This is a genomic window from Nocardioides gansuensis, from assembly GCF_003076135.1.
Lineage (GTDB): Bacteria > Actinomycetota > Actinomycetes > Propionibacteriales > Nocardioidaceae > Nocardioides > Nocardioides gansuensis.
On sequence record NZ_QDGZ01000010.1, the window covers coordinates 140,842 to 153,274 of the forward strand.

The window sequence follows — 12,433 nt, forward strand, 5'->3', positions numbered from 1 at the left end:
CACGGATGGGACAGACGCCGCCGGATCGCTCCCACAGCAAGGCAACTACTGCTCCGGCAGCGCGTCAGGGTCTTCCTGCTCCTCGGCCCGGAGTGCCTGCTCGCGAATCCGGGTGCCAACCACCCGGGTGAAAACGACGCTGATCGCAAGGGCCGCTATCACCACACCCCCTGCGATGGTCCCCATCACCGCCAGGCCCTCGGGGCTCTTCAAGACGAGCCCGCTCAGGTAGAGAACCAGCCCGACGCTCAAGAGCAAGAAGCCGATCCGTTTCTCCGCCATCAGCTGGGCGTGTGTGGAGAGCGCGTCGGGTTCCCCCACCGCGGCGCCCTCTTCCCCAATATCCTCGCGCAGCTCCACGATCGACTCGGCGTTGTGGGCGTGCGCAAGGACACCCGCGCCTACCAGGTCCAACGCCACGCCGCTGACCAGGAGCACCTCGGTGACCACAGCCACAACGCCTCCTCTTCGTCGGTCGGTGCGAATGACCCTCGCAGTCTCTCAACCTTCAGCTGTGTCCGCCACGGCCTTCGAGCCTTCCGAGCGGGGCGTGGAGCGTGATCGGGTGGTTGGCAGTGCCCCCGCGTACCGACCCGCTGCCGCCTACCAGCGTCATCCCGCCCCGCGCCCCGTCAGGGTCAGCCAACGACGGCCCGCTCCACAGCATGAGCGTGGAGACGCCGTCTAGACCCCCGTGGGGCCTGTCCCCGACGTGCGTCATTACGCCGCCAGCGGACCTAGGTGTGATGTCCAGGGAGGTCGCGCCTGACGAGCTTGGGTGTGACCTCTTCAGGGGTGCGAGCAGCCCCTCGCACGTATTGTCTTCGCATGGCGGAACGGATCGGTGGCGAGCAGCCTGACGGTGATGGTCTCGACCGACAGGACATCGAGTCGGTTCTTGAGGCACGTCGTGAGCTGGGTTCGGACTACGAGCCCGCGCTCGTGGATGGGTTCATCGAGAGAATCGAGCGCGCGATCGAGGCCAGGGTGGATGCGCGATTGGTACACGATCGTCGATACGAGACCAGCCGAGGGCAAGGACAAAGGCAGCAACTAGTCCTGGGCATTGTTTCGCTTGGCGCCGGGATCCCGATCACCGCGATCGCAGGTGCCGTTGGAGATGGCTTGCCCGGCATTTTCGTGGCGTGGGCCGGGATCGCGTCAGTCAATGTGGCCCACGCCTTGTCAGGACGTAACCGACGCTGACCCGCGTCGGTCGACCCTTGCGGAGGAGTCTCGCAGCCGCGAGCCTTGCATTGATCGCCGCTGGGCGGTCCCCTGTTCGTCAGGTGTTCGTGTCGGCCGGGTGGGCAGTTGGGTTGGCTTCCTGGATTTCGCGCCGCAGTTGCAAGCGCTGCTGTGCGGCCGACAGGAAGGCCATACACGGGGCGTCGGTTCCTGCGTGCTTATCGCGTAGGTGAAAGACCCATCGGTCCATCGCCGCAATGAAGCCGTTGTCGCCGCCGGGCCGATAGGCCGACCAGTTGCGGTGGCTCCTGACGACGCACACGGAGCACCTGATCTTGTAGATGAACTGCTCGTGCCCATCCAGATCGATCTTCACCTTCGCCAAGGGGCCAGCCTTTGAGGCGGCCGGCGTTGAGATCGGAAGCACCCACGGTGAAGGCAGCACCTTCGAGCCGAGGAGGATCCCGAGGGTCACGCCGGCTGAGAACATGCCGCAGTGATGACCCGCCTTGACCAACCGGATCACCGGTCTGGCAACGCTGCGGTCATGAGCTCCTACGCTCCACCGGTGCCCCCGGTCCCGCCGGTGAAGCTGACGCGACGGAGTGCGCGCTGTGGTGACCTCGCGACGGCGGTCGAGGAGAGATACCGAGCTTGTCCGGACGCTGGATCAGGCGCTCCGCGTGGCGCCGGGGCTGGAGGGCCGACGACCACGGGGAGGAGCCGCCCAAGCCGTCGCGATCTGGCCCTCGGCCCGTCTCGACGAGTCACTCGGCGCGCTGCTGGCCGAGGCGTCGGATCGCGACGGGGAGGCCCAGGCCGCACTCCGGCAGGGGGCGACCTGGCGATCTACCAGAAGAAGATCAACCGAGATGAGCGCGCTGATCGGCAAGGCGGATGAGGCCGTCGCGCAGCAGAGGGAGAGGGGCAATGGCGACGCAGCCCCGAGACCCATGCCTACTGCGAGATGACCGTCCCCGGGCCCCGATCACGCACCCGAGCCATCGGACTGGCGCGTCGCGAACCAGGCGCCCGCACCGACACCTAGGCCTGCGATCGCGGCAAGTGCCGCGATCCACCAGGGGAAGCCGCTGCCCTCGGTATCGGCGGCAGCTCTCGTCGGGGAGGCGTTGTCGACCAGCTCGCCGCGGTATCCGGGCCGAGGCTCTTCGGTGCCGAGCACATCGACGCCGAGCACGAAGGGCACGTCGACCCGTGGCACGTCGTCGTCAGCATCGACGCTGACCACGACGAAGTAGTCGCCGGCGACGTTCGCGGCGGCGACCGCCGCATCCGTCGAGCTCCGGTTCCCGTAGGCGATGGACGCGGTCTGTGCCGCGATGAGAGCGTCGCTCCCGTCGCCGAAATCTGCGCTCCGCGGTGCGACCACCGAGGCCCGGTTTGGGCTGATGACGCTGATCTGGCCGGTCATGCGGCCATCGACCGACTCCGGGAAACGCGCCGCGGTGCTGAGGCGCTGACCCCAGCCGACGGGAACGCGGAAGATCCGCGTCTCGCCGGGTACGATCGCGGTCGCGTGGGTGCCGATGGCCAGTTGCGGGGCGAGGCCGAAGGCGGGCGCGCCGATCTGGAGATCGCCGTTGGGCGACGACAGCTCCAGCTGGGGCAGGTCGCCGTCCGGCCGGGCCGCCGTCAGGGGCTCGTCCGGGGCCGGGGCCTCCTCAGCGGCGTAGATCTCCACTGGGGCGGCCGGCAGGTCATGGTCGCCGGTGCGTCGGACCACGAAGGTGACCGTGTCCGCGACGAGACACTCCTCGTCGGGTTTGGTCAGAGTGGGAACGGGCGCATACGCCGACAGCACCGCCTCGGTGCCGCCCTCCCCGGCGTCCTCGCCGCCGCCGCACGCCTTGTCGCCGACGAACGCTTCGATCTGCAGGCCGTCGCTGCTTACCGGAGCGTCGCGGTCCCGACGGACGCGAAGCGACGCGTGGAGATGGAGCGTCGACGTCGCCAGGACGCGCTCGAACGTGTACCACCGCTCGTCGTTGTCGGATCCGGGAGCGCCGATGGTGTCGAACCACGTGCCGGAGCGGACCTCCGTGGCCTGGTGACGGTCATCGCCGCCGGCGACCGCGCTGCCGCCGCCCAAGTAGATCTGCGTGGCACGGCTGACCGCCGTGCCGAGCGCCGTCTTCAGCTGGTCGGCGCCGTGGGCGTCGCGGTAGGTGCCGCCGCCCGCGTCGGCGATGCGCATGAGGGTACGGCGGTTCGTGCCGGCGACGTCGACGCCGACGACGTGCACCCGGAGATCGGGATCGCCCTGGGTGACCCGCGCCGCCGCCGCGTAAGGGTCGACATCGCACGTGGGCGCCGCGTGCGCCACGAGGATGATCGCGCGCGGCCCCGTGGGCCCGAGCTCGTCTCGCGCCTGCTCCAGCGCGGGTCCGATCGGGCTGGCGCCCCGCGAGGGCGGCAGGGTCAGCGCCGTGCCGAGCTGCTTCTGGTTGCCGACCTTCGGCTCGACGAGGACACGGGAGTCGTCGCAGTCTCGCGCGGCGTCCTGGGAACGGCTGGAGCCGTAGACCTGGACGCCCACCTCCTCACGGGGGCCGAGGGTCGCTGCTGCGGCGCGGAGCGCATGATGCGCAGCCCCCATGCGCGTCACGGCTCCGTCGGTCGTCTCGAACATCGACGCGGAGGCGTCGACCACGACCATCACCTTGGTGGAGTGGTCGCCGTCCGCCTGGGCCGCCGGAAGGCCGGCGAGGGCCGCAAGGACGAGGAGCGCAAGAGCAAACAGTCGACGCATGGGAACTCCCAGGAGTGGCTGGCTGGCGCGCTCACTATGGCAGGGGCGGTGTGGGCTACGCCGTGCGGGTCGATGGGCGCATTCGGCGGTCGCGCGGTGTTGGGAGAATGGTCACTCGGCGGCAAGGTGCCGGCGCTAGCGTGCGGCCGCGATGCGTACTCTCGTGAAGGTTTTCGCCGTAGCCGCCTTTGTCCTCACGCTCCACCCGTCCGCGGCGAGTGCGCACCCGATGGACTTCAGCAAGGTCCGACTCGTGCTCCAAGGTGGCACTGTCAAGGGCACCACGGAGATCGCCGTCCCGGCGCTGCAGCAGGTGCTGGGCGCCGACTTCACTGCCGCCGACCACGACGTGCTGGCGTCGTACCTGCGCGAGCACATCGCTGCGAGCGCCGACGCTGGCGCGTGGCCGCTGACCATCGGTGCGATGACCACCCGCGAGGCCGACGGCATGACCTGGGTCACGACGGCCTTCGCGTTCGATGCGGGCTCCGCTGGCGCCGCCGACTTCCTGTTCGAGTACGACGCCGTGATCGAGGCGGTCGCCAAGCACGAGGCGCAGGTCGTGGTGACCGACGGCTCCGGCGACACGGTGGTGAGGGGCGTGCTCACCGACATGATCCCCGCCGTCACCATTCATCCCCAAGCCGAGACCGGCCTCGGCGACATGGTCGGGCAGGGCTTTCGCCACGTGCAAGACGGTGCAGACCATCTCCTGTTCCTGATGACGCTGTTGATCCCCGCGCCGTTGATCGCCGTGGGTCGCCGGTGGGCAGGCCGACGCGCCCTCCGGGGATCGCTGTGGGCAGTGCTGCGAGTGGCCACGGCCTTCACGATCGGGCACTCGCTCACGCTGATCGCCGCCGCCATGCAGTGGGTCGAGGTTGCTTCGGGCCCGATCGAGGTGCTGATCGCGATCTCGGTCGGCGTCGCCGCAGTCCATGTGATTCGCCCATTGGTGCGCGGCGGCGAGGACGTCATCGCAGCCGGGTTCGGTCTGGTGCACGGGCTTGCGTTCGCCGGGATCCTTGCGGAGCTGGGGCTCGACGGGTCGGCGTCGTGGCCGGCGCTGCTGAGCTTCAACCTCGGCATCGAACTGGCGCAGTTGACGGTGATCGCGCTGGTCTTCCCGTCGTTGTACGCGATCTCGACGACCCGGTGGTACACGGCGGTCCGGGTCGTCGGTGCGGCGTGTGTCCTGGTCGCCGCGATCGGGTGGGCGCTCGACCGGTTGGGGGTGCATGCGAACCCGCTGGCGCCGGTCGAGGACGCCGCCGTGACGCACTCGTGGGTCGTCGTGGTCGCACTGGCGGCGCTGGCCGTCGTCGCGGTCGGTCGCGAGCGCGTCGCGGCCGAGCCCGTCCCCGTTTCCTGACGGCGACTCAGGGCCCCGGTTGGATGCCGGGCCCTCAGTTCTCACGGGTCGATCTGTGGCAGGTGCCTTAGCCGCTGTCGCGGGAGGTCTTGCCCGCCTCCGGGATGAACTCCCAGTCGTAGCTGTTGGCCATCAGCACGAGCCTGAGCACGCCGTAGGTGTCGCTGTTGCGGGCCTCACTGTTCGAGGCCACCCGTTGAACGAGGAGTGGCTGCGGCCACAGGCACCGTGGAGGGACGACCGGATGCCGCGGACGGTGTCGACCTGACCACTCGGGCTCATCGGCGCGAAGCGCTCGTAGTTGTGGTTGTGACCCTGGATCACGACGTCCGCGTGGTAGCCGTACAGCGCCTAGAACAGCGGACGGGTCGCCGTGCGCCGGACTCGACGGGTGTCGGTCCCGCTCGGGCGCGCGGTGCGCGTGATGACGATCGACCCTTGTCGTCGTGAACTTCTCGTCGCGCCACGCAACTGGCCCCGGCCGCATCAGCGACCGGGGCCAGCGGTGGGTGAGTCAGCGACGAATCAGTGACATGCGGTGGTCCCGCTGTCGGTGTACGTCTTGCCGGCCTCGGGGACGAACTCCCAGTCGTAGCTGTTCGAGTGCAGGGTGAACTTCAAGACGCCGTAGGTGTCGGCGTTGCGCGCCTGGCTGTTCGCAGCGACGGACGTGAAGTTGTAGTGGCTCGAACCACCGGCACCGTTGACGAAGTGGCGGATGCCGCGGGTGTTGTCGACCGCACCGCTCGGCGTCATCGGGGCGAACCGCTCGTAGTTGTGGTTGTGGCCGGTCACGACCACGTCGGCGTTGTGGTCGTAGAGCGCCTGGAACAGCGGCCTGACCGAGCTGTCCGGACCGTGGCTGCCCGAGGTGAACAGTGGGCTGTGCCACATCGCCAGCGTGCACGGCTTGGTGTTCGCGGCGAGGTCCTGGCGCAGCCAGGTCTCCTGCGGCGAGCCGGCGGCCATGTTGACCTCGGAGTTCAGCGAGATGATGTGCCAATTGCCTAGGTCCTTGGAGAACCAGCCGTTGCGGTTCGGGCCAGCGAGGGCACCGAAGTAGTCGAAGTAACCCGAGGCGCCTGTGGTGTGGTACTCGTGGTTGCCCGGCGCCGGGATCGTGCGGCTCTTGAATGCGCCCCACGACGGATGGTAGTTCGTGTTGTAGTTGGACAGGGTGCCGTCCGGGTACGCGTTGTCGCCGGCGGCGAAGACCGTCGCGCTGGACGGCATGGCGCTGATCAGTGCCGCGGTGGCGTTGTCGCCCGAACCGGTGCTCGCGATGTCGCCGGCGCCGACGAGGATCGGGTCGGTGCCCGGGGTCGGCGTCGGGGTCGGCGTCGGGGTCGGCGTGGTGCCGGTGGTGATCACGAGCTGCGGATCGAGCGAGGTCTCCCGCGAGTCGAAGTCGGCGCCGTTGCTGCTGGCCGAGGTGCCGCCGATCGAGATGACGCCGCTGGCCGGGATCTTGTCCGTGACGTCGATCTCGTACCACGTGTTGACGGCGACCGAGCCAATGCTGCCCAGCGTGGTGCCGTCGATGGCCGGCTGGTTGTTGTACGTGACGCCAGTCTCCGACCACGTCGTGTTCGACATGAGCCGCCAGGTACCGCCACTGGTCGACTCGGCGCCGGCCGCGTTCTTGACGTGGAGGCGGAGCTTGGCGCTGGTGATGGTGCCGCTGATGCCGGTGATGTTGAACTTCAGGAAGGTCTTCTGGACCTCCGAGGCGTCGACGCCGAGGGTCGAGCTCGTGCCGTAGTTGGTGCTCGCGGCGTTGCTCTGGACGCGGGTGTCGGCGGTGGGCGTAAGGGTGACGGTGGCGGCGGAGGCACTGGACGCCGTGAGGGCGACGAGCGCGCCGGCCGCGAGGGCTGAGGCGGTAAGCGAGGCGCCGACGGTAACGGCCAGACGCTGGATACGAGACTGCATGGGGTTCCTGTCGTGAGTGCCGGAGGATTGGGGCCGAGCAGGACGCTAGGGCCGCGCAGGGATGCGATGGCCGTCTGCGCCGTGAACGTGCGGTGATGTTCCTCGCGGCGATCGGTGAACCGTTGAACCGCTGTGTGAGGTGCGCGTTCGTGCTGTTCATTCGACGGACGTCGCTCCGACAGAGCTCGGCCGTGCGCACGTTGCCGGTGGGAGACACGGTCAAGCCCCGTGTACCTGACCACGGTGACCAAACCGACCAACGCTGATCCGGTTCGCGGCCGGGTAGCGGGGAATGTGGTGGCGCTCGGCGCCGTCAGCCTCATCACGGACATCTCCTCGGAGATGGTCGCGGCGATCCTGCCCGTCTTCCTCTTTCTCAACCTGCATCTGTCGCCCGCAGCATTCGGGGCAATCGACGGTCTCTACACCGGCGCGACCGCACTATTGCGGCTGGTCGGCGGGTACGTCGCCGACCGCACCCAGCAGCGCAAGCTGGTCGCCGGCATCGGGTACGGCCTCTCGGCGCTGATGAAGCCCGCCTTGTTGCTGGCCGGGCGCTCCGCTGCCGCAATCGGTGCGGTGATCGCCATCGACCGCGCCGGCAAGGGGCTGCGCACCGCACCGCGGGACGCGCTGATCACGCTCTCGTCAGCGCCGGAGTCACTGGGGCGCGCCTTCGGCGTGCACCGGGCGATGGACAGCACCGGCGCCTTCCTCGGGCCGCTGCTCGCGATGGCGGTGCTAGCGCTGACCGCCGAGTCGTTCGACGCCGTCTTCATCACCAGCTTCTGCATAGCGATGTTCGGCGTCCTGGTGCTCGTGCTGTTCGTGCGTGACCACCGCGATCCCTTGGAGGACGCGCCGCGGGTGGAGTTCAGCCAGGTACGAGGGATGATCGCCTCGCCAGCGATCCTGCGACTACTGATCGCCTCGTGCATCCTCGGGCTCGTCACCATCGGTGACGGCTTCGTCTACCTCGTGCTCCAGGGCCGAGAAGACCTGGGCATAGCCTGGTTCCCGCTGCTCTCGGTCGGCACGATGGCCGTCTACATGCTGCTGGCCGTGCCGCTCGGCGCGCTGGGCGACAAGATCGGGCTCCGCACCGTGATGATGGGCGGCTACGTCGCGCTCGGGCTCGTCTACCTACTGCTGGTCAGCCCGATCCACGGCATACCCTCGCTCGTCCTGGCGGTCATCCTCTACGGCATCTTCTACGCCGCGACGAACGGCGTACTGATCGCGCTCGCCGGCCCCGTCATCCCCGCGCACCTGCGCACGACGGGCATCGCCCTGATCCAGACCGGACAGGCGCTGGCCTATCTGGTCTCCTCCATCGCGTTCGGTGTGGCCTGGGGACTGTGGGGTCCGGTGGCCGCATGCAAGGTGTCAGCTGGAGCCGTGGCGCTCGCGATCGCGGCCAGCCTGTTCCTGCTGCGCCGTACCACGGAAGGGCTTGCCGCATGATCGACCGACTCAGCCTCCGGGCACGCATGCTGATCGCGGCGGGCGGCGCCGCGCTGCTCGTCGCCGCTGCGCTCGCCTACGTCGTGGTGACCCGCGACGGGGCGAAGGCGACTCCCGCGTCGGATGGCGCAGTGGTGGTCGATGGGCCGCGCATGCTCGTCGTCTCGGAGCGGAAACTGGCGACCGTTTCGGCCACCGACGTGTCCGGCCCGCGCGAGGTGCATGACGTCGACTGCGTGCGGTCCTATGTCGCGGGCGACACCAGCGTCTGCCTGCGGCCCAAGGACGCCTGGACGCACACGCTCGTCACGATGAACGGACAGCTCAAGGACGCGCACGAGTACCAACTGCCAGGCGTGCCGAGCCGCGCGCGGGTATCAGACTCAGGTCGGATGGTCTCGTGGACGACGTTCGTCAGCGGTGACTCGTACACGAGCAGCGGCATGTCGACCCGCACCGGCGTCATCGACACCACGACGGGTGACTACGTACCGAGCATCGAGCACTTCAGCGTCACGCTCGACGGCAAGCCGTACCGGGCCGCCGACGTGAACTACTGGGGCGTCTCGTTCGCGGACGACGACAACACCTTCTATGCGACCCTCGCCACCGGCGGGCAGCGCTACCTTGTGCGTGGCAACTTCACGGCTGAGACCGTCGAGACCCTGGCGACCAACGTCGAGTGCCCCTCGATCTCGCCCGACGGCACGAGACTCGCGTTCAAGCAGGCCATCGACAACGACCCGCTCAAGGGTTGGCGCATCTCGGTGCTCGAACTGAGCACGATGAAGGTCACCGACCTCAGCGAGACACGAAGCATCGACGATCAGCCCGCGTGGCTCGACGACGAGACGGTGGCCTACACGTTCCGTGCCACCGACGGAGTTCCGTCGGTGTGGTCTGTGCCAGCCGACGGGACGGGCACGCCCACGAAGCTCGCCGACAACGCCGAATCGCCGGCGCCGCTCGCGCACGGATGAACTGAGCTGGCGAACAGGGCTTACGAAGCCACGGTCCTTCTCGCGTAAGGCGATCCTGTTGGCGACGCCCATGAGCGTCAAGGCTGCCTAGAGCGTGAACGCTGCAGCCCTGATTCGGGGAACACCACGTCGCTGACGTCAGCGCTGCCCCGCCATCGTCGCAAACCGGTTTCGTCGTGTTCACGCCGTGGTCCCGTCCATGGCACGCGCGGCTGTCAGGTTCGCCGCCATGCGAATCTCTCGGACCATCCGAACCCTGACCGCTGCCGTGGCCATCGCCGTGCTGGCCCCCGCGGCCGCCGCGACGGCTGCCGAGGACCTTCCGCGCCGCTCGGAGGTCCAGCCGCTCGAGCGCGCGCACGCCCACAACGACTACGAGCACGCACACCCACTGCACGACGCCCTCGACCACGGCTTCACCTCAGTCGAGGCCGACGTGTGGCTGGTCGACGGCCAGCTCTACATTGGCCACGACGCCCCCGACATGTCCCGGACGCTGGCCAACACCTACCTCGAGCCACTCGCCCGTCGCTTCCGCGAGAACGGTGGCCCGATCTACCCGCACTGGCGGCAGGACTTCCGGCTCATGATCGACGTCAAGTCCGACGGCCCCTCGGCCTGGCCAATCATCGAGCGCGAGCTCGGCCGGCTCCCGGAGCTGATGACGACCTACCGCCACGGCCGGCTCATCCCGGGCGCGGTGACCGCCGTCGTCTCCGGCAACCGCGACCTGGCCGCGATGCGGACCGCTGTCGTTCGGCGCACGTTCTACGACGGCCGGCTCGGCGACCTCACCAGCGCCATGCCGTCCTCCCTGATGGCGATGGTCAGCGACAACTGGACCCGCCACTTCACCTGGCAGGGCGTGGGACCGATGCCTGAGGGCGAGCGCGCCAGGCTGCGCAGCATCGTCGCGACCGCGCACGCGAACGGGTACGACGTCCGCTTCTGGGCCACTCCCGACGCGCCCGGTGACGCGCGGACCGCGATCTGGCGCGAGCTACTCGCGGCCGGCGTGGACGCGATCAACACCGACGACCTCGCGGGACTCCAGACATTCCTGCACGCCGAGGACCCGGCCGAAACACCAGCCGCCTGAGCACGGCGCGCTGGGCCGACGCGAACAGCGACTGCCAGAACACGCGCGCCGAGGTGCTCATCAGCGAAGCTGAGCCGGACACCCCGATCACGTTCACGACCGTCGGCAAGTGCACCGTTTCCACCGGCCGGTGGTTCTCCTACCACCACCGGGTGTCATCGACGCTCGCGTCGAACGTCGACATCGACCACATGGTGCCGCCCGCCGAGGCGTGGGGCTCTGGGGCCAGGGACTGGACCTCCACCCGGCGGGAAGCGTTCGCCAACGACCTCGGCGACTACCGCACGCGAGTGGGCGTCACCGACAACGTCAACCAGTCCGAGGGCGACCAGGACCCAGCCACTTGGGCTTTCAGACCTACGACAGGTGCCGCTACGTCGCGGAATGGGTGGCCCGCTGGGCGCTCACGGCCGACTCGGCGGAGAAGAGCGTTCTGAATGGCTACGTCAGCAGCTGCTCCTGCAACACCGTGACCGTGAGCCAGGCCCGACGGGGCGTGTCCGAACAAAAGCCGATTGCGCATCAACTGGGAATCCCCGAGGCAGCGTGCGCGCATACCCTGGTGCGCCGTGGTGGCATCCGGCCCGATCCGCGCCGAGGGGCCAGGGGGCCCTGAGTCGTCCGCGAGCAAGTCGTGGTGGTCCCCACAGCAGCCGGCGTAGCGATGCGTCACCCCCGACTGGCGCAACGACGCCAAGGTCTCGTTCTGTCCCGGCGTCGCGGACCTCGCCGTCGACCCTTCGACAGCACGGGGCGGCTTGGTCTAGTAGAGGTCGTCGACCGAAGGCAGGCGCACAGCCTCACCCGCTTCGATTCGAGTCGCGGTGTTGCGGATCCATTCCTCCGACATAGCCCAGACCCCGCGCCCAGCGAGTTCCCGACCAAGCGTGCCGGCCAAATCATCGATCAGCCCCGCTCCGAAGCAGGCAGCCACGGTGTCGACGGCAGTCTGTGTGGCGCGAAGCATGCGGTCAACCATGTCACGCTCGAATTCGAGATCCCGGGCATCGCTCACGAAGCGTGAAGATACGTGCTCGAGGTGAACATGCCAGCCAGTGACCAGACCCCACCCGGACGCCTACATCAGAACCCTCCGCGAGAACCTCTCAGGGGCGCAGCGTCCGGTGAACCCGGAACCGTCCTCCCACATCTGGACCCTTCCGATCCCCCACCACCTGCGACCAGGCCTCCACATGGTCACCGTCCGAAGCGTCGACCCCTACGGCCGGACCTCGATCGCAACCCAGCGCTTCGAGATCCGCGAGCCGTAGCAGGCCACGCAGCCTGACCGATGGACGGGTACGTCCCGGGCGTGTAGACCGCCTCCACGCCCGGGAACTCCCAACCAGCCTCATAGAGCACCGGCCTGCCCCTGCCGTTCCGCACCCGCGGACCAACCCGCAGCCTTCCGAGGCCCAGCGCGCCCCCGATGGCAGTCCGCACCCCCGCAAGGGCACGACGACGTTCGAGGCCATGTGCCTCACGCTGTGATGGCGGTGCCGGCCTCTTCCGCTTCGCCCAGGAGCTGGTCGCGGAGCGCAACCAACTCGGACACCGCAGCGAGGAAACGGGCCGTGCTGTCGCCCACGTGCAGGTCGTCGAAGTAGTGGTGCCGCATGGCCACCCGG

General features: G+C 68.7%; 12 protein-coding genes. 6 read left to right on the forward strand and 6 right to left on the reverse strand.

Going from position 1 to position 12,433, the window contains the following annotated elements:
* Positions 1-45: 45 nt before the first annotated feature.
* The gene (locus DDE18_RS20160) at positions 46-456 is read right to left on the reverse strand and encodes a hypothetical protein (RefSeq protein ID WP_116574053.1); all 411 of its coding nucleotides are present in this window, start codon (positions 454-456) and stop codon (positions 46-48) included.
* Positions 457-828: 372 nt separating this feature from the next.
* On the opposite strand from DDE18_RS20160, the gene DDE18_RS22675 reads away from it, so the two are divergent.
* Positions 829-1,206, forward strand: coding sequence for a hypothetical protein (locus DDE18_RS22675; protein ID WP_133241287.1), 378 nt, complete (start codon positions 829-831; stop codon positions 1,204-1,206).
* Positions 1,207-1,285: 79 nt separating this feature from the next.
* On the opposite strand, the gene DDE18_RS20170 is transcribed toward DDE18_RS22675, so the two are convergent.
* Entirely contained in the window at positions 1,286-1,714 is a 429-nt protein-coding gene (locus DDE18_RS20170; RefSeq protein WP_245916895.1) for a hypothetical protein, read from the reverse strand.
* A gap of 462 nt (positions 1,715-2,176) precedes the next feature.
* Positions 2,177-3,958, reverse strand: a complete 1,782-nt coding sequence (locus tag DDE18_RS20175; protein ID WP_116574055.1) for a vWA domain-containing protein — start codon at positions 3,956-3,958, stop codon at positions 2,177-2,179.
* 151 nt (positions 3,959-4,109) lie between these two features.
* On the opposite strand from DDE18_RS20175, the gene DDE18_RS20180 reads away from it, so the two are divergent.
* Entirely contained in the window at positions 4,110-5,330 is a 1,221-nt protein-coding gene (locus tag DDE18_RS20180) for a HupE/UreJ family protein (RefSeq protein WP_133241288.1), read from the forward strand.
* Between the two features lie 67 nt (positions 5,331-5,397).
* Here the strand turns inward: DDE18_RS20180 and DDE18_RS24105 are convergent, their stop codons facing one another.
* Both DDE18_RS24105 and DDE18_RS20185 read right to left on the reverse strand, forming a co-directional pair.
* Complete coding sequence (locus DDE18_RS24105) at positions 5,398-5,523, reverse strand: hypothetical protein (protein ID WP_281258418.1); 126 nt, start codon at positions 5,521-5,523, stop codon at positions 5,398-5,400.
* Positions 5,524-5,855: 332 nt separating this feature from the next.
* Positions 5,856-7,262, reverse strand: coding sequence for a CBM96 family carbohydrate-binding protein (locus tag DDE18_RS20185; RefSeq protein ID WP_116574057.1), 1,407 nt, complete (start codon positions 7,260-7,262; stop codon positions 5,856-5,858).
* Between the two features lie 228 nt (positions 7,263-7,490).
* On the opposite strand from DDE18_RS20185, the gene DDE18_RS20190 reads away from it, so the two are divergent.
* From DDE18_RS20190 to DDE18_RS20200, 3 genes are all read left to right on the forward strand, one after another.
* A complete protein-coding gene (locus DDE18_RS20190) occupies positions 7,491-8,726 on the forward strand; it encodes an MFS transporter (RefSeq protein WP_116574058.1) in 1,236 nt (411 codons plus the stop codon).
* On the forward strand, positions 8,723-9,706 hold the full coding sequence (locus DDE18_RS20195) for a TolB family protein (RefSeq protein WP_116574059.1): 984 nt from the start codon (positions 8,723-8,725) through the stop codon (positions 9,704-9,706). The genes DDE18_RS20190 and DDE18_RS20195 overlap by 4 nt, the downstream gene beginning before the upstream one ends.
* A 229-nt stretch (positions 9,707-9,935) precedes the next feature.
* Positions 9,936-10,805, forward strand: a complete 870-nt coding sequence (locus tag DDE18_RS20200; protein ID WP_116574060.1) for a phosphatidylinositol-specific phospholipase C/glycerophosphodiester phosphodiesterase family protein — start codon at positions 9,936-9,938, stop codon at positions 10,803-10,805.
* 763 nt (positions 10,806-11,568) lie between these two features.
* On the opposite strand, the gene DDE18_RS20205 is transcribed toward DDE18_RS20200, so the two are convergent.
* Positions 11,569-11,820 (reverse strand): hypothetical protein, encoded by a 252-nt coding sequence (locus tag DDE18_RS20205; protein WP_116574061.1) that lies wholly within the window; start codon positions 11,818-11,820, stop codon positions 11,569-11,571.
* A 40-nt stretch (positions 11,821-11,860) separates the two neighbouring features.
* Between DDE18_RS20205 and DDE18_RS20210 the strand changes: the two genes are divergently transcribed.
* Positions 11,861-12,076, forward strand: coding sequence for a calcineurin-like phosphoesterase C-terminal domain-containing protein (locus tag DDE18_RS20210; protein ID WP_116574062.1), 216 nt, complete (start codon positions 11,861-11,863; stop codon positions 12,074-12,076).
* Positions 12,077-12,433: the final 357 nt, after the last annotated feature.

What these genes read in the sequence shown, in the direction of transcription:
- DDE18_RS22675 (WP_133241287.1), top strand. Translation starts at nt 829, where the DNA reads ATGGCGGAACGGATCGGTGGCGAGCAGCCTGACGGTGATGGTCTCGAC.
- DDE18_RS20175 (WP_116574055.1), bottom strand. Translation starts at nt 3,958, where the DNA reads ATGCGTCGACTGTTTGCTCTTGCGCTCCTCGTCCTTGCGGCCCTCGCC.
- DDE18_RS20180 (WP_133241288.1), top strand. Translation starts at nt 4,110, where the DNA reads ATGCGTACTCTCGTGAAGGTTTTCGCCGTAGCCGCCTTTGTCCTCACG.
- DDE18_RS20185 (WP_116574057.1), bottom strand. Translation starts at nt 7,262, where the DNA reads ATGCAGTCTCGTATCCAGCGTCTGGCCGTTACCGTCGGCGCCTCGCTT.
- DDE18_RS20195 (WP_116574059.1), top strand. Translation starts at nt 8,723, where the DNA reads ATGATCGACCGACTCAGCCTCCGGGCACGCATGCTGATCGCGGCGGGC.
- DDE18_RS20200 (WP_116574060.1), top strand. Translation starts at nt 9,936, where the DNA reads ATGCGAATCTCTCGGACCATCCGAACCCTGACCGCTGCCGTGGCCATC.